The following is a 16,569-nucleotide window of genomic DNA, read 5'->3' as shown; positions in this document are numbered from 1 at the left end:
TCAATTAAAAGCTGTGGCGCAGCCAATTGCCGACGCGGGCGATATAGCCGTCGGTACCGGTAAGGCGGCGCGAGTTGCGCGGCTCGGTATATTCCTGGGCGCAAACCTGGGGATAGACCAGCATGCCGGCGACGGTCGAGAAGGCAGCGCTCTTGGCGATTTCGGGCAGGCCGGCAATGCCCATGGGGCGGCCATTGCGGACGTTGCGGGCCAGCGTGCGGCGGGCGACTTCGGGCAGGCCCGTGAGTTCGCTGCCCCCGCCAGTGAGCACGAAGCGGCGGCCGCAGATATCCATCATGCCGGTGGCCTGCATACGGTCGCGAATGGCGGTGAGGATTTCCTCGATACGCGGACGCATGATGCGGGTGAGAACCGAACGAGCCACCTGCCCCGGCGCTTCGTCGAGCGCGGCGCCAACGGGTTGAATGGCGATCATGTCGCGCTCGTCGGCCTGGCCGGGCAGCACGGAGCCATAAAGGGTCTTGAGACGCTCGGCATCGGCCACGCTGACTGAGAGCTGGCGGGCGATATCGAGGGTCAGGTGATGGCCACCGATGGCGATGGCATCGGCATAGACGAGATGGCCATCGTTGAAGACGGAAACCGTGGTTGTGGCGCCACCGAAGTCGAGGCAGGCAACGCCGAGTTGGGCCTCATCATCGACGAGGCTGGCAAGGCCCGACGCATAGGGCGTCGCAACAAGAGCCTCGATCTGCAGGTGGCAGCGATGCAGCACCAGCTCGAGATTGCGCATGGCGAGGGTTTCGGCGGAGATCACAGCGACATCGACGCCAAGCTTTTCGCCGACCATGCCCTTGGGATCGCGAATGCCCTTCTGGCCATCCAATGCGTAACCGATCGGTAGCGCATGAACGATGGAGCGTTCGGGACGAACGGAGCGCGAATTGACCGCTTTCAATACGCGGACGATGTCGGTCTTTTCGACTTCCTGGCCGTCGAGCGACACGGCAGCCGAGAAGGTTTCCGAACCGAGACGGCCGGCGGTGACGTTGACGAGGACCGATTCAAGCGTCAGGCCCGCGGCGCGCTCGGCCATGCCGACGACATTGCGGATGGCCTGCTCGGCCTTTTCGATATCGGTGACGACGCCGCTCTTGACGCCCGAGGACGGCCCGTAACCAAAGCCGATCACTTCAGCCTGATGCGAGCGACCGCGGAGGGACCTGCCCTCTGCGCGCGGCACGAGGCGGGCGATAACGCAACAGATCTTGGTCGAGCCGATATCGAGCACCGCGACAAGGGTAGCCTTGCCGGGAACAACGGGCCGCAACCGAGATGTCATCGCATCGGTCATCATGATTTCTTGGGGTCTTCGCGTTTGGTCGGCCGCACGGCGACGATACTATCGACACGCAGGTCGATGACGTCGAGGTCACGCTGGAGCAGTTGATATTCGGATTGGTAAGCGGCGAGCTTCACGAGCGCCTGAGCGACGCCCTGCTCGGGAAGCTGGATGCGGAGGCCTGTGTCGTAAATCATATCCCAGCGCCGGTCGGCGATGCGGGAGAGGGCCACGAGGCCATCTTGCAATTGCGGGACATGGCTGAGCGCGCGGATCATGACGAGCGCGTCGTCCGCGGCGCCATCGCCGATGACGAGCGGCAGATCGCCATAGGCACCGCCATCTTCGCCGATCTGGGCGCCGGCCGAATCGATGACGAAGGTAATTCCATCGACGCGCCAGCGGGCGACGGGCACATGCTCGGTTACGGATACGGAGACATCGGCCGGATAGGTCTTGCGGACGGTAACGGTGTCGATAGCCGGGAGTTCGGCAATCCGCTCGCGCGCCGCTTCGACATCGAATGACAGCGTGGAGGTGTCGGGCTGGATGCCGAGGGCGTCAAAGATCGCCTGCTCGGAAGTCAGTGTTTGCCCGGAAATGTTGATTTCGCCAACCGAAAGGCCGGCTTCGGCGAAGCCGCCCTGCGCCAGCGTCGAGAGCGCGCCAATGCCGGCGCCGATGGGTTCGTTGGCGGCGTAGACCGCCGCCACACCAGCGAGCAGGCCCGCAATCATGAAACTGCGACGGATGGCAGCGCCGTGAAGAACGAAGGCGCGGTTGAAACGGTTATTGACGCGCTGCAGGGGGGAGCGGCGCGCGGGGACAGGTAGTGTGCGGGGATCGACGGGACGGGCCCCGGCGAAAAATGCCTCGCTCTTTACCTGTTGCAACTCGCATCCTCCACCAGCCAGGCGCATAGCTCCGAATAGGAGTGCCCCGCATAAGCAGCTTGTTCGGGCGCCAGGGACACCTCGGTCATACCCGGCTGGGTGTTGATTTCGAGGAGTACCAGTTCACCATCCTCGCCTGCCGCATCGTTGTAGCGGAAATCGCACCGCGTCAGTCCGCGACAGCCAAGGGCCGCATGGGCGGCTAGACTGTATTCTTGCACTTTGTCGTAAATTTTCGGTTTCAACTGGGCCGGCAGGACGTGGACGGCGCCGCCATCGCTGTACTTGGCTTCGTAGTTGAAGAAGGTGCGGTCGGTGATGATTTCGGTAACGCCCAGAGCTACATCGCCCATGACGGCGCAGGTAAGTTCGCGGCCGGGAATGAAGCGTTCGACCATCATTTCTTCGCCCGAGGTCCAGTCCTCGCGTAGCAGTTCCTGCGGCGGATGGCTGGTCTCGGCCTTGACGATGAAGACGCCGAAGCTGGAGCCATCGGCAAGCGGCTTGATGACATAGGGCGGCGCCATGACGTGGGCACGGGCCGCTTCGGCGCGCGAGACGACGACGTGGTCGGTCACCGGAATGCCGGCGGCCTTGAAGAGGATTTTCGCCTGATGCTTGTTCATGGCGAGGGCCGATGAGAGCACGCCCGAATGGGTATAAGGAATCTCGAGCAGCTCGAGCACGCCCTGGATATAGCCGCCTTCACCGAAGGGGCCGTGGAGGGCGTTGAAGGCAACGTCGGGCTTGAGGGCCGTGAGCACCTGGACGATGTCGCGACCGACATCGACTTCGGTTACCCGGTAGCCAGCTTCGCGCAGCGCGGCGGCACAGCCGGCACCGGTGCGGAGGGAAACGGGGCGCTCATTGTTCCAGCCACCCATGAGGACGGCGACGTGCTTGGTCATAGGTCGTCTCCGCGAAGTTTGAGCGTGTGGATAGAAGCCCCCTCACCGACTCGGCTGCGCCGAGCCACCTCTCCCCGATGGGGAGAGGAATAAGAGGTGGTCGCCGATCTGTTCTTCTCCCCATCGGGGAGAAGGTGGCGCGCCGCGCCGGATGAGGGGGAGGCTATCACGAGGGCTCTTTCCCCATAAGCTTACCCAATTCACCCGGCAAAGCCGCCGCCCATTGGGTGATATTGCCGGCGCCGAGGCAGACGACGTAGTCGCCGTCTTCAACACGCGAGGCGACTAGTGCGGCGAGGTCTTCGGGCTTGTTCAGCACGCGAGCATCGCGATGGCCGCGGGCGCGGATGCGGTTGACCAGCTCTTCGTGCGTCACACCTGGTAGCGGCTGTTCGCCGGCAGCGTAGATGGGGGCGACGATGACGGTGTCGGCATCGTTGAAGCAGGCGGCGAAGTCGTCGAAGAGGTCGTGTACGCGGCTGAAGCGGTGCGGCTGGACCACGGCGACGACATCGCGGCGGGCGGACTGGCGCGCGGCCTTGAGCACGGCGGCGATTTCGACCGGGTGGTGACCATAGTCGTCGATGACAGTGACACCGCCGACTTCGCCGGTCTTGGTGAAGCGACGCTTCACGCCGGTAAAGCCCTTGAGGCCCTTGCGGATGGCTTCGGCGGGAACGTGGAGCTGATCTGCCACGGCGATGGCGGCCGTTGCGTTCAGGGCGTTGTGGATGCCCGGCATCGGCAATTCGAGGCCATCGATGCGGAGCTGCGTCTGGCGAATGCGGTCGCGAATCTCGACTGAGAAATGCTGCACGCCGTCGCGGTTCTCGATATCGAGCAGACGTACGTCGGCCTGTGGGTTGCGGCCATAAGTGATGACGCGGCGGTCGCGGATTTCACCAACCAGCGACTGCACCTCGGGGTGATCGAGGCACATGACGGCAAAGCCGTAGAAGGGCACGTTTTCGACGAACTGGTGGAAGGCCTTTTTCACGCCTTCGAAGTCGCCGTAGTGGTCGAGATGCTCGGGATCGATATTGGTGATGACGGCAACGTCGGCGGGAAGCTTTGTGAACGTGCCGTCGGATTCGTCGGCCTCGACCACCATCCACTCACCTGCCCCGAGGCGCGCATTGGTGCCGTAGGCATTGATGATGCCGCCATTGATGACGGTGGGGTCGAGGTTACCGGCGTCGAGGAGCGTCGCGACCAGCGTCGTCGTCGTCGTCTTGCCGTGCGTGCCGCCAATGGCGATGGCGGTCTTGAAGCGCATAAGTTCGGCGAGCATTTCGGCGCGGCGCACGATGGGGAGCGCGCGGGCACGGGCTTCGACCAGTTCGGGATTGTCGCGCTTGATGGCGGAGGAGACGACGACGACCTCGGCCTTGCCGAGATTGTCGCCGCTCTGGCCGATTTCGACCTTGATGCCCATGTCCCTGAGGCGCTGGACATTGGGATTGAGCGAGGCGTCGGAGCCTTGGACCGTATAGCCCTGATTGTGCAGGATTTCGGCAATGCCGCTCATGCCGATGCCGCCGATGCCGATAAAGTGGACCGGGCCGATATTGCGGGGCATTTTCATGAGGCGGATTCCAATGTGCTTGTGCCCTGGCCGGCCAGGCTTTCGGCGAGGTCGGCGAGCTTTTCAACGGCGCGGGGCTGACCGAGTGCCTGTGCGGCGCTGGCAGCCTTGCTAAGGCTAGTGGGGTCGGTAAACAGTGTCTCGAGGCGAGTGGCAAGCGATTGCGGCGAAAGCGCGGCTTGTTCCATCACCCAGCCGCCGCCGCCGGCTTCAACCACAAGTGCGTTGTTCTTCTGGTCGGCATCGAGCGCACCGGGCAGCGGAATGAGGATCGAGGGACGACCGATGACAGTCAACTCGGCAATGGTCGAGGCGCCGGAGCGACCGATGACCAGGTGGCACTGGGCAATGCGCTCGGGCAGATCGGTGAAGAAGGGCGCGAGTTCGACGCTGGTGCGTGAAGTCCGATAGATCTTGGTGACGCGATCAAGATCTTCCTGGCGCACCTGCTGGACGATACGGAGGCGCGAGCGCAGGGCGTCAGGCAGCAGCGAGATGGCTTCGGGTACGATGTCCGAAATGGCGCGGGCGCCCTGGCTGCCGCCGAAAACAACGAGATTGATCGGGCTGGTCGCGGAAAGCTCAGGAAAGGGGCTGGCAGCGATAGCGCGGACTCTGTCGCGGACGGGATTGCCGGTGAGAACCTTGTCGAGGCCCTGATCATCGGCAAAGCGGGTCTTTGCAAAGCTCAGGGCAAGCACATCGGCAAAGCGGCTGAGCGCGCGATTGGCGCGGCCCATGACGGCGTTCTGCTCGTGGAGGATGCCGGGCACGCTGAGCAGGCTCGCGGCGATGAAGGGCGGAAAGGTCGGATAACCGCCGAAGCCGATGACGGCGTCAGGGCGCAGCGCGCGCAAAATGCCGAAGGATTTTGCGACGCCCTTGGCAATCGTAAAACTGGCACCGGCGAACTTGAAGGGATTGGTGAGGCTCGGGGTGGCCGAGGGGACCATGTGGATGCGACGGGCCGGGAAATCCTGGCCGTAGCCTTCGACACGATGGTCCGTCATCAGCTCGACGGCATGGCCGCGCCGGATCAACTCCTGCGCGAGGGCCATGGCAGGAAAGAGATGGCCGCCGGTGCCGCCGGCCATGAGTACAAAAGTCTTCATTCAGCAGGAGCGACCACGGCGCTGCGATAGGATGGTATGCCGGTAGTCATGCGCTCCTCGGGCTTGGTTCTTGTCATGGCGAGCATCAACCCCATGCCGAAGGCAACGGCAAGCATGGACGTGCCGCCATAGGACACGAATGGCAGCGTCATGCCTTTGGGGGGAATCAGGTTGAGATTCACCGCGAGGTTAATGCCCGACTGCATGGCAAACTGGATGGCGATTGTGGAGGCGGCAAGGCGGGCGAAGAGGCTTTGCTGGCGCTGCGCACCCATCATGGCACGGAGCACGATGAAAGCGATGAGGCCGACGAGCGCCATGCAGAACAGGATGCCGTATTCGCCGGCAGCAGCCGAGAAGACATAATCGGCGTGCGCGTCGGGGATGAGCTTTTTGGCCATCGACTCGCCGGGACCACGGCCGAACCAGCCGCCTTCCGCAAGCGACTGGAGAGCGCGGTCGATCTGGTAGGTATTGCCGCCGCCTTCGGGGTTGAGGAACGTATCGATGCGTCGAGCGAAGTGCGGGAAGAAGACATAGGCGCCAACAAGGAGACCGCCGGCCGCACCGGCAAGGCCAAAAATGATCCACCAGGAAATGCCGGATAGGAAAAGTAGCACGGCCCAGGTGGCGAGGATCAGCGCGGTCTGGCCGATGTCGGGCTGGAGCAAGAGGCCGGCGACGATGACCAGCATGAGCGCCGTGGCGATAAGGCGCCCGGGCACGTTGCGGTGGATCATATATTCGGAGAAGAGCCAGGCGCCGATGACGGCGAAAGCAGGTTTCACGAACTCAGAAGGCTGCACGGACTGACCGACAAAAGTCACCCAACGGCGCGCGCCCTTCACTTCCGTACCGAAGCGCAGCGTTGCCCAGAGGAGAATGGTCATGATGATCAGCGTACCAAGGGCGGCAAAGCGCGCCTGACGGTGACTGAGGAGCGAGGTCGCCAGCATGACCGGCACGGCCAGTGCGCAGAACATGGCGTGACGAATGACGAAATGCCACTCATTGAGGCCGATACGCTCGGCCACCGGCGGGCTCGCGGCAAGGCTGAGGACCATGCCGCAGATGAGGAGCAGGATCAGGCCGGAAAGCAATTCGCGGTCAATCGACCACCACCATTCGGCGAGGGGCGTTTTTTCGGCGCGGGAGAACATCATGTGGCTGGGCCGGCTACTCGATACAAACTGCAGACAATTGTACCGAGCGGTGGTTACCGATTTGGTAAGGGATTTCGCGTTTTGCGAGTCAGCCGGAAAGCCTGTGTGAGTTTTGTGGCTGGAGAATTGCCCCAGTTATCGTCACCACCGGGCTTGTCCCGGTGGTCCATGCGGAGGCGAGATGGATTGCCGGGACAAGCCCGGCAATGACGATGGGATGGGGAGAACGTGAGTCGTGTCTTAGCGCAGCTTGAGGCTCGATAGCCCGATCAGCGCCAGCACGAAGGAAATGATCCAGAAGCGGATCACCACCTGGCTTTCGGTCCAGCCGAGGTGCTCGAAATGGTGGTGAATGGGCGCCATTCGGAACACACGTTTGCCTGTCAGGCGGAACGAGGTCACCTGCACGATCACCGAGACGGTTTCGAGCACGAAGAGGCCGCCGATGATGCCGAGGACGATTTCGTGCTTGGTGGCGACAGCGATGGTGCCGAGCGCGCCGCCAAGGGCCAGGGAGCCGGTATCGCCCATGAAAATCTGGGCCGGCGGAGCATTGAACCAGAGGAAGCCGAGGCCGGCGCCGATCAGCGCGCCGCAGACGACGGCGAGCTCGGCCGTGCCGGGAACAGCGTTGAGCAGCAGATAATCGGCATAGTTCTGGCTGCCGACGAGATAGGCGATGAAGCCGAAGCAACCCGCGGCGACCATGACCGGGACGATGGCGAGGCCATCGAGACCGTCGGTGAGGTTGACCGAGTTACCGGCCGCCACGACGACGAAGCCGCCGAAGAGGATGTAGAAGTAACCGAGATTGACCGCGAGGTCTTTTACGAAGGGGAAGAGCAGCGAGGTGCCGTAGGAACCGGCGGCGAGCTGGGAAATGGCGAAGGCGGCGATACAGCCGATGATGGCTTCGAGAAGCAGACGCTGCTTCGAGCCAAAACCCTTGTGGCTCATACGCTTGACCTTGAGATAGTCGTCGTAAAAGCCGATGGCGCCAAAGCCGATGGTGACGAAGAGCACCACCCAGACGTAACCGTTGGAAAGGTTCGACCACAGCAGGGTCGAAATGACGGCACCCGAGAGGATCATCAGCCCGCCCATGGTCGGCGTGCCCTTCTTGGTGAGGAGGTGCGTCTGCGGGCCGTCTTCGCGGATCGGCTGGCCCCTGCCCTGCTTGAGACGCAGCAGCGCGATCATGCCCGGACCGAACATGAAGACGAAGAACAGGGCCGTGATCATCGCCCCCGCGGTGCGGAAAGTGATGTAGCGGAAGACGTTGAACGCGGCGAGGGAGTCACCCAACTGGCCGAGAAAATAGAGCATGCTCTCTTATTGTCCTGATTGGGCGCTTTAACGCTGTTCAAACTTGTCTTTGATGGCGGCAACAAGGCGGGAAAGCCCAATGCCGTTCGATCCTTTGACCATAACTGCATCACCATAGGCAAGCTCGGCGAGCAGTTCTGGAGTGGCTTCTTCGACGGTTGTGAAATGCCGGGAAGACAGGGTTTTGGGGAGCGCTTCGGCAAGCCGCGCCATATTGGCGCCCACGACATAGACCTTATCCGCGCCGCTATTGCGAACCGTGTCGGCAAGGCCGGCATGGAGCGCAGGACCGGCTTCACCGAGTTCAAGCATGTCGCCAAGAACCACGACCTTCTTGCCGCCGGGCGCGGAAACCGAGCCGAAGACGTCGAGCGCGGCGGTCATCGAGGCAGTATTGGCGTTGTAGCTTTCGTCGATGAGGAGAACCGGTTTTTCTTTTGGCCCCAGATGGATGCGCTGGCCGCGACCCGGCTGCGGACCAAAACCTGCGAGAGCGCGAAGGGCGATTTCGGGCGCAACGCCAGCAAGGCTGGCGACGGCCAAGGCCGCAGTTGCATTGCTGAGCATGTGGCGGCCGGCAACACCGATGATGAGGGCGTGACGGGTATCGCCGTTGAGGACGGTGGCAAAGCTGCGATCGCCAGCGGTTTCCGCATCGAGGATCTGCCAGTCGGTGCCGCGGGCGAAGCCGAAGGTGACGACATTTATTCCTGCCGTCCGAGCCAATTCGAGGAGAAGCTCAATCTGCGGGTGATCGGCATTGATGACGGCGGTGCCGCCGGGTTCGATTCCCTCAAAGATTTCCGCCTTGGCGCGGGCGATGGCTTCGAGACTGCCGAGCTTTTCAAGATGCGCGGGCGCGATGGTGGTGATGACGCCGATATGGGGGCGGACCAACTGGCTGAGTGGCCGGATTTCGTCGGGAGCATTCATGCCCATTTCGAAGACGCCGAACTGCGCCGTTTCGGGCATGCGGGCGAGCATCAGCGGCACGCCCCAGTGGTTGTTGAAGCTCTTGATGGAGGCGTGGGTTTCGCCCGCCGCTTCGAAGACAATGCGAAGCGCTTCCTTGGTCGTGGTCTTACCCACGCTGCCAGTGACGCCGACGATGAGGGCGCGGCTGCGGGTGCGGGCGGCGCGGGCGAGGTCGACGAGGCCCTCAAGGGCGTCGGGGACGGTGATGCGACCTGCCCCGGTGCCGCGACTGACAAGCGCTGCGGCAGCGCCATTGGCGAGGGCGGTGTCGACGAAATCGTGGCCATCAAAGCGATCGCCCTTGATGGCGACGAAGAGCGCATCGGGGCCGATTTCGCGGGAATCGATGGAAATGGAGCGGATGGCGTCGGCCTTAACGCCGTCGGCGCGGCCGCCGGTGGCGGCAAGGACGGCGTCTAGGGTGTAGAGAGGTTGGGTCATGAATCGACTCTCACGCTGGCACCGTGTCGAACTCGATATGACACCTCCCTTGACGGGGGAGGATGGGAGGGGGTGCCCACCACCCTATCGTTTGAGGGGCGCCATACCCCCTCCCCGACCCTCCCCGCAAGGGGGAGGGTGAAGAAGGATAGAGCGCGCCGGGAGTTGACCTCAGCCCTTGATTGCCTCGGCCACCACTTCATGGTCCGAAAAATGGTGCTTGGTCGTGCCGATGATCTGGTAGGTCTCGTGCCCCTTGCCGGCGATGAGCAGGACGTCGCCCTTTTGCAAGGACTTGATCGCCGTTTCGATGGCTTTCTTGCGATCGGCAACTTCCTTGGCCCCTTTTGCCTCGGCCAGGATCTCGGCGCGAATGGCGGCAGCGTCTTCGGTGCGCGGATTGTCGTCCGTCACGATGACGTCATCGGCAAGTTCGCTGGCAATTGCGCCCATTTGCGGGCGCTTGCCCTTGTCGCGGTCGCCGCCGCAGCCGAAGACGACCCGGAGCTTGCCCTTGACGTAGGGACGCAGCGTGTTGAGCGCCGTGCGCAGGGCTTCGGGCTTGTGCGAATAGTCGATGAAGATGGCAGCGCCCTTGTACTCGCCGACAAGTTCGAGGCGGCCGACGGCGCCGACGAGGTGCGGCAGTGCGGCAAAGGCATCGTTCTTGTCCACACCAGAGGACATGGCAAGGGCTGCGGCGATCAGGGCGTTCGAGACCTGGAACTCGCCTGGGATTTTCAGGTGGAAATCCACCAGCTCGCCGATGTGACGAATCTGCACGCGCTGGCCGTAGCCTTCGGTAGTGATCGAAATGATCTCGATATAGGCGCCTTCCTTGCCGACCGTCAGCAGGGTCGCATTGGCCGAGAGCGCGGCAAACATGAAGGGCTCGTATTCGGGATCGTCGACATTGACGATGGCGGCGCCGCCATCGACCAGAAGGTCGGAGAAGAGGCGCAACTTGGCGTTGCGGTACTCGTCCATGTCGGCGTGATAGTCGAGATGGTCACGGCTGAGATTGGTGAAGGCGACGGCTTCGAAGTGGATGCCGTCGAGGCGGCGCTGGTCGAGGCCGTGACTCGAGGCTTCGACGGCGACGTGGTCGACGCCCTGGGCGCGGAGGGCGCGGAGGGCCTGGTGCAGCGTGCGCGAATCCGGCGTGGTCAGCGCGCCTTCGATAGTGCGGGTGGCGGTCTGCACGCCAAGCGTACCGACGCTGGCGCCGGGCACGCCGGCATGATCCCAGATCTGGCGCACGAAGGAGGCGACTGAAGTCTTGCCATTGGTGCCGGTGACGGCGACCGAGATTTCCGGCTGCGGTTCGAACACGCGCGAGGCGGCGCGGGCATAGGAGGCGCGAACATCCTTGACGACGATCACCGGCACGCCGGGATCGCCAACTGGGTGTATGTCGGTGACGATGGCCAATGCACCCCGATGCACGGCATCGGCGATGAATTCATTGCCATGGACCTTCTGCCCCGGCAGCGCGAAGAAGATATCTCCCGGCTCGATGCGACGGCTGTCCGAGTTGAGGCCAAAGACCGTGCCCAACCCCTTCTTGGGGCGGGCGCCAGAACCTTCGAGCAGTTGCGAGACGCTAAGAGACACGAATCAATATCCTTCTGGAAAGATCCGCCTGACTTCTGGCGGAACGATCTGCTGATCAAGCAAACCCTCAAAATCCGGGGCAATACCAAGCATGGGCGCTATGCGCTGCACAACCCTGCCGGTGAGCGTACCCGCATTCCAGCCGGCAGTGGTGCCGGACTGCGGGTTCTCTGCCTTCGGCTCGTCCACCATGATGACCATCGCATAGCGCGGATTATCGAGGGGAAAAGCCGAGGCGAAAAAATTGGTGACCTTGTTGGACGAATAGCGTCCATCGACCACCTTTTCAGCGGTGCCGGTCTTGCCGCCCACGCGGTAGCCTTGCGCCGCCTTGTTCATCTGCGAGCCAGAGCCACCGGTCGAAATCGCGTTAAGACGCATGAGATAACGAATATAGGCGCTCGTTTGCGGCTGGATGACGCGCTCATAGAGCGGCTCGGCTTCGGCGACACTGCGCTTGTAGAGGGTCGGCGCGATATAGTTGCCGCCGTTGACGAAGGCAGCATAGGCCGTGAGCATGTGGAGCGGGGAAACCGAAAGGCCGTGGCCGAAGGACGCCGTGGCGGCGCCGACCTCGGAGAGTTCCTTGGGCACGCTGGGGACACGCATTTCCGGCAATTCGAACTGCACGCGCTGGTCGAACTTCATGCGGCTGAGGAAGGCGCGATAATTGTCCTTGCCCATGGCCTGCATGACGCGGATCGTACCGATGTTCGACGAGTATTTGTAGACCTCCGGCAGGCTCAGGATGCGGTGCTTGCCGTGGAAATCGTCGATGGTATAGCGACCGAAGCGCACGCCATAACGCGCATCGAAGTCGTCGGTGATGCGCACCATGCCGCTATCCAGGGCGCCAGCCATGGTGACGGTCTTGAAGATCGAGCCAGGTTCGAAAATGCCGGATGTGACGCGGTTGAAAGTGTCTTTCACCAGCGCAGAAGCGGGATCATTGGGATTGAAGTCCGGCAGGGAAGCCAGAGCGACGATTTCACCGGTGTAAATATCCATCATCGCGCCGGCGGCGGCGATGGCCTGGTAGCGAGTCATGGCATCTGTAAGCTGGTCGTGCAGCACATGCTGCACGCGCATGTCGATGCTGAGTTCAACCGGGGTCAACGCATTGCCGCGCGCTAGGCCCAGTTCCTGCAGCAGCGCGATGGATTCGGTGTCCATATGGCGCTCAATGCCGGCGATACCCTGGTTGTCCACGTTGGTGGAGCCCAGAACATGCGAAGCTTCGTTCATCGCCGGGTAGAAGCGTTTGGATTCGGTGATGAAGTCGATCCCCGGAATACCGAGGCGCATGACCTGCTCTTCGATGGCCGGGGTCAGCTCGCGCCTGAGCCAGACAAAGCCCTTGTCGCCGGTGAGGCGATTGCGCAGCCACTCCTCGCTGAGATCGGGCAGCACTGTGCGCAGCTTTGTCACCGCCTCTTCGATGTCGATGATACGACGCGGCTCGGCATAAAGCGAAGGTACGCGAATATCGACGGCCATTTCGAGACCGTTGCGATCGAGGATGGGCGGACGGGTCGCGGTGATGGCGTCGCGCGTCTGGCCTTCGATGGTCGTGTCGGTTTCGACCATGCCGAGCTGCACGAGGCGTCCGCCGACGGCGCCGAAACCGAGCACCAGCGCCAGAATCATCCAGCGGATGCGGGCTTGGGTGAGATTGCCCCGCGCCTTCCGCACGCCGTCGAGGGAAATGGTGGGGACGAGACCGTCTGCAGCAATGGTCATTCGATCCCCTCCAGTTCGAGAATGGCATCAATCGGGTCTACGCCCGCATCGATGGCCAGGAAAAGCGCATCCATGGCGGCGGTGTCGGGCTTGGCCGGGCGCATCGGCAGGTCGGCAAAGGAGCCGAACTGCTTCTGCTGCACTTGGGTGACGCCCAGCTCGGCCTCATGGCGGCGGACGATGGGCTCGACATAGCCGGGCTGGTTCAGCACGGCCCAATCGGCCTTGAGCGTGGTCAGATCGTCTTCCTGCTCGGAAATATGGATCTGCAACGCGGTGCGTTCGGCAGCGGTGCCTTCGATTGAGAACTTCAGCATATAGACGCCTACCAGCATGACGATGCTGGTGCAGATCAGGAAAATATTGAGGCGCCGGATCATGCAGCCCCCCTGACCACGGGCACGCCGAGCTGGTCATACGAGACCGGACGGGCATCGACATCGGTGCGAATGGCGCTGCGCAAAACCGATGAGCGGGCGCGCGGATTGCGGTCGAGTTCGGCAGAGCCCGGCTTGATCGCCTTGGCGACAGGATCCCAGCGGCGAGGATCAAGCTTGGCCTGCGGAAGGTGGCGCGACTGGGCCGGACCGCCCTTGTCGGGATCGAAGAACCGCTTGGCGATGCGATCTTCAAGCGAATGGAAGGTCACGACGCCGAGAATACCGCCTTCGGCGAGCAGACGTTCGGCGGCAAAAAGACCTTCGACGAGCTGGTCGAATTCGCCATTCACAGCGATGCGCAAGGCCTGGAAGGAGCGCGTAGCGGGGTGGGCATCACCCGGCTTGCGACCGATGGCCTTTTCGATGATGCGCGCGAGTTCGAGCGTCGTTGTGATTTCAGCAGTTTCGCGAGCCGCAACAATGAACTGAGCGATGCGGCGCGACTTGCGCTCTTCACCGAAGGCATAGAGCAGGTTGGCCAGCTCTTCCTGATCGAGAGTGTTGACGAGATCGGCAGCGCTTTCGCCCGACTGGCTCATGCGCATGTCGAGCGGCCCTTCGCGCATGAAGGAAAAACCGCGCTCGCTCTCATCGAGCTGCATGGAACTGACGCCGATATCGAGCACGACACCGTGGATGGGTGCGAATGGCGCTGCGAGCACGTCGAGTTCGGAAAAGGTGCCAGGCACGAAGTGAAAGCGACCCGGAAAATCGGCAGCGAGCCGCTCGGCATGCGGCTTCACATTGGGATCGCGGTCGATGGCCACGACATCGGCACCCGCTTCGAGCAAGGCGCGCGAATAGCCGCCCGCGCCAAAAGTGCCATCGACGATGCGCCGGCCAGCAAGCGGCGCAAATGCAACCACAACCTCATCCAGAAGGACGGGGATGTGAGGTGCATTCATCTCCGGGGATTCGGGCAGGTGCCGCTTGCCCATACTGACCAAAACTCCACTTCAGGCCGCAAAGATCGACCATGCAGACCGTTTCCGACAATTGCATGTGGACGCTTAAGATTCTGTTTCCCATGCACCTTCGGAAGCCGGTCGATCAAATCCGGTATGCGATTAATCTATGTTATTGCGGCGGCGGTGCATTCGGGTCATGTAAGGCCATCGCTCAGCGGAACCCTTCATGCCCATCACCAGCAAGTCATTCGTCCGTTCAACGGCCCTGCTCCTGCTGGTCGGACTTCTCGCACTTCTGGGTATCGTCGGCGCCAATATCTGGCTCGTCGAGCGCTCCCAGGGCTATTTCGACGAAGTCATCGAGGCCCGTATCGCACGGCGCGTGGCGGTTGACCTCCGCGCCCAGCTTCAGGACCTCGAAACCGGCCAGCGCGGCTTTATCATCACGCTTGATGACGCCTATCTCGAACCCTACAACGCCGCCCTGCCCCAGGTGGACGAACAGCTTGCGCGCCTGCGCGAAGTTCTGGGGCCATATCCCCAGGCGCAGGCGCCGCTCGACACCCTCGAAGCGGATATCCATTTCAAGATCGACGAACTCAACCGCACGATTGCCGAAGCCCAGGCGGGCAACCGCGAAGCCGCCATTGCGCTGATCAATACCAACGAGGGCAAGCAGGCCATGGATCGCATCCGGGCCTTTTTCGACGGACTGATCGAGGCGGTCGATAGTCGCCTGACCGAAGGCGTGGCAAACCAGCGCAACACGATCAATGCGCTGCGCTGGGTTTCCATTATTGGCGGCCTCGTGATTCTGGCCGTGGTGTCCGGCGCGATCTGGGCCGTGCTTTCTTATACTGGCGAATTGGCAAAAGCCCGCCGCGAGGTCGAGGAAGCCAATGCGGGCCTGGAGGAACGCGTGCGCGAACGTACAGCCGACCTCGGCAAAGCCAATGAGGAAATCCAGCGCTTCGCCTATATCGTCACGCATGACCTGCGTGCACCGCTGGTCAATATCATGGGGTTCACCAGCGAGCTCGAAACGAGCGTCACGGCGCTGCGCACCTATATGGAAGCCAAACCAGCCGAGGCCGATCCCAATTTCATCGAAGCGCGCGAGGCCGCGACCGAGGAATTGCCGGAGGCCATTTCCTTCATCCGCGCGGCGACACGAAAGATGGACGGGCTGATCAACGCGATCCTGAAAATTTCGCGCGAGGGCCGCCGTCAGCTCAAGCCGGAACTGGTCGATATCCGCGAGGTGGCGGAAGCCTCGTCCGCCGCCGTGCACCACCAGCTTGCCGACAATGGCGGGGCGATCGAAACCGATGTCCGCATGGGCAAGCTGGTTACCGACCGTCTGTCGATCGAACAGGTGCTGGGCAACCTGCTCGACAATGCGATCAAGTATCAGGAACCCGATCGCGCGCTGAAAGTGGCCATCCGCGCCAAGCATGCGCCGGGCAACCGCGTGGAAATCGAGGTCGAGGACAATGGCAGGGGCATTGCCGAAACCGACCATGAACGCGTATTCGAACTGTTCCGCCGTTCGGGCAAGCAGAGCCAGCCGGGCGAAGGCATTGGCCTGGCGCATGTGCGCACCATGGTCCGAAGCCTCGGCGGCGACGTGACGCTCCGCTCTACCTTCGGGCAAGGGACGACTTTCATCATCAATCTGCCGCGCGACCTGCGCAGCCATCTGGGGACTTCGAGCCAATGAACGACGCGCGGCCAGTGACCATCATCATGATCGAGGACGATGAAGGCCATGCGCGCCTCATCGAGAAAAACATTCGGCGCGCCGGTGTCGCCAACCAGATCATTCCGTTCACCAACGGGACCGAGGCGCTCGCCTATCTGCTCGGCCCGGACGGGACCGGCTCGGTCAACAAGGGCCGGCAATTGCTGGTGCTGCTCGACCTCAATCTTCCCGACATGACCGGCATCGACATTCTCGAAAAGATCAAGGGCAACGACCACACCAAGCGCTCTCCGGTCGTCGTGCTGACCACCACGGACGACCAGCGCGAAATCCAGCGCTGCTATGATCTTGGCGCCAACGTCTATATCACCAAGCCCGTCGACTACGAAGGATTCGCCAACGCCATCAAGCAATTGGGCCTGTTCTTCTCGGTCATGCAGATTCCCGAGGCCGACTAAC

14 protein-coding genes are annotated in these 16,569 nt (G+C 62.5%); 2 read left to right on the top strand and 12 right to left on the bottom strand.

Going from position 1 to position 16,569, the window contains the following annotated elements:
• Positions 1–4: 4 nt before the first annotated feature.
• The 12 genes from ftsA to rsmH form a co-directional block, all read right to left on the bottom strand.
• On the bottom strand, positions 5–1,318 hold the full coding sequence (gene ftsA / locus J7557_RS02410; protein WP_291416973.1) for a cell division protein FtsA: 1,314 nt from the start codon (positions 1,316–1,318) through the stop codon (positions 5–7).
• A complete protein-coding gene (locus J7557_RS02405) occupies positions 1,315–2,196 on the bottom strand; it encodes an FtsQ-type POTRA domain-containing protein (protein WP_291416971.1) in 882 nt (293 codons plus the stop codon). Before J7557_RS02405 ends, ftsA begins: the two co-directional genes overlap by 4 nt.
• Entirely contained in the window at positions 2,184–3,104 is a 921-nt protein-coding gene (locus J7557_RS02400) for a D-alanine--D-alanine ligase (RefSeq protein WP_291416969.1), read from the bottom strand. The genes J7557_RS02405 and J7557_RS02400 overlap by 13 nt, the downstream gene beginning before the upstream one ends.
• A gap of 166 nt (positions 3,105–3,270) precedes the next feature.
• Positions 3,271–4,689: a UDP-N-acetylmuramate--L-alanine ligase gene (gene murC, locus J7557_RS02395; RefSeq protein WP_291416967.1), complete on the bottom strand. Its 1,419-nt coding sequence runs from the start codon at positions 4,687–4,689 to the stop codon at positions 3,271–3,273.
• Positions 4,686–5,801 (bottom strand): undecaprenyldiphospho-muramoylpentapeptide beta-N-acetylglucosaminyltransferase, encoded by a 1,116-nt coding sequence (murG, locus tag J7557_RS02390; protein WP_291416965.1) that lies wholly within the window; start codon positions 5,799–5,801, stop codon positions 4,686–4,688. Before murG ends, murC begins: the two co-directional genes overlap by 4 nt.
• Positions 5,798–6,961 (bottom strand): FtsW/RodA/SpoVE family cell cycle protein, encoded by a 1,164-nt coding sequence (locus J7557_RS02385; protein WP_291418270.1) that lies wholly within the window; start codon positions 6,959–6,961, stop codon positions 5,798–5,800. The genes murG and J7557_RS02385 overlap by 4 nt, the downstream gene beginning before the upstream one ends.
• A 243-nt stretch (positions 6,962–7,204) precedes the next feature.
• Positions 7,205–8,290 (bottom strand): phospho-N-acetylmuramoyl-pentapeptide-transferase, encoded by a 1,086-nt coding sequence (gene mraY / locus J7557_RS02380; RefSeq protein ID WP_035087244.1) that lies wholly within the window; start codon positions 8,288–8,290, stop codon positions 7,205–7,207.
• Between the two features lie 27 nt (positions 8,291–8,317).
• Entirely contained in the window at positions 8,318–9,706 is a 1,389-nt protein-coding gene (gene murF / locus J7557_RS02375; RefSeq protein ID WP_291416961.1) for a UDP-N-acetylmuramoyl-tripeptide--D-alanyl-D-alanine ligase, read from the bottom strand.
• 171 nt (positions 9,707–9,877) lie between these two features.
• Complete coding sequence (locus tag J7557_RS02370; protein ID WP_291416959.1) at positions 9,878–11,320, bottom strand: UDP-N-acetylmuramoyl-L-alanyl-D-glutamate--2,6-diaminopimelate ligase; 1,443 nt, start codon at positions 11,318–11,320, stop codon at positions 9,878–9,880.
• 3 nt (positions 11,321–11,323) lie between these two features.
• Positions 11,324–13,060, bottom strand: a complete 1,737-nt coding sequence (locus J7557_RS02365; RefSeq protein ID WP_291416957.1) for a penicillin-binding protein 2 — start codon at positions 13,058–13,060, stop codon at positions 11,324–11,326.
• On the bottom strand, positions 13,057–13,440 hold the full coding sequence (locus tag J7557_RS02360; protein ID WP_291416955.1) for a hypothetical protein: 384 nt from the start codon (positions 13,438–13,440) through the stop codon (positions 13,057–13,059). The genes J7557_RS02365 and J7557_RS02360 overlap by 4 nt, the downstream gene beginning before the upstream one ends.
• A complete protein-coding gene (gene rsmH / locus J7557_RS02355; protein ID WP_291416953.1) occupies positions 13,437–14,438 on the bottom strand; it encodes a 16S rRNA (cytosine(1402)-N(4))-methyltransferase RsmH in 1,002 nt (333 codons plus the stop codon). The genes J7557_RS02360 and rsmH overlap by 4 nt, the downstream gene beginning before the upstream one ends.
• A 196-nt stretch (positions 14,439–14,634) precedes the next feature.
• Here rsmH and J7557_RS02350 point away from each other — a divergent pair, with 196 nt between their 5' ends.
• Positions 14,635–16,128: a CHASE3 domain-containing protein gene (locus J7557_RS02350; RefSeq protein ID WP_291416951.1), complete on the top strand. Its 1,494-nt coding sequence runs from the start codon at positions 14,635–14,637 to the stop codon at positions 16,126–16,128.
• Positions 16,125–16,568 (top strand): response regulator, encoded by a 444-nt coding sequence (locus J7557_RS02345; protein ID WP_291416949.1) that lies wholly within the window; start codon positions 16,125–16,127, stop codon positions 16,566–16,568. Before J7557_RS02350 ends, J7557_RS02345 begins: the two co-directional genes overlap by 4 nt.
• Position 16,569 lies beyond the last annotated feature (1 nt).

The organism is Devosia sp., assembly GCF_017744655.1.
Taxonomy (GTDB): domain Bacteria; phylum Pseudomonadota; class Alphaproteobacteria; order Rhizobiales; family Devosiaceae; genus Devosia.
This window is presented reverse-complemented; position numbering and strand designations above follow the sequence as displayed.

Coding starts and splice junctions, on each gene's coding strand:
- rsmH (WP_291416953.1), bottom strand. CDS start 14,438: ATGGGCAAGCGGCACCTGCCCGAATCCCCGGAGATGAATGCACCTCAC.
- J7557_RS02360 (WP_291416955.1), bottom strand. CDS start 13,440: ATGATCCGGCGCCTCAATATTTTCCTGATCTGCACCAGCATCGTCATG.
- J7557_RS02345 (WP_291416949.1), top strand. CDS start 16,125: ATGAACGACGCGCGGCCAGTGACCATCATCATGATCGAGGACGATGAA.
- murF (WP_291416961.1), bottom strand. CDS start 9,706: ATGACCCAACCTCTCTACACCCTAGACGCCGTCCTTGCCGCCACCGGC.
- J7557_RS02400 (WP_291416969.1), bottom strand. CDS start 3,104: ATGACCAAGCACGTCGCCGTCCTCATGGGTGGCTGGAACAATGAGCGC.
- murC (WP_291416967.1), bottom strand. CDS start 4,689: ATGAAAATGCCCCGCAATATCGGCCCGGTCCACTTTATCGGCATCGGC.
- J7557_RS02350 (WP_291416951.1), top strand. CDS start 14,635: ATGCCCATCACCAGCAAGTCATTCGTCCGTTCAACGGCCCTGCTCCTG.
- J7557_RS02365 (WP_291416957.1), bottom strand. CDS start 13,060: ATGACCATTGCTGCAGACGGTCTCGTCCCCACCATTTCCCTCGACGGC.
- murG (WP_291416965.1), bottom strand. CDS start 5,801: ATGAAGACTTTTGTACTCATGGCCGGCGGCACCGGCGGCCATCTCTTT.
- ftsA (WP_291416973.1), bottom strand. CDS start 1,318: ATGATGACCGATGCGATGACATCTCGGTTGCGGCCCGTTGTTCCCGGC.
- mraY (WP_035087244.1), bottom strand. CDS start 8,290: ATGCTCTATTTTCTCGGCCAGTTGGGTGACTCCCTCGCCGCGTTCAAC.
- J7557_RS02385 (WP_291418270.1), bottom strand. CDS start 6,961: ATGTTCTCCCGCGCCGAAAAAACGCCCCTCGCCGAATGGTGGTGGTCG.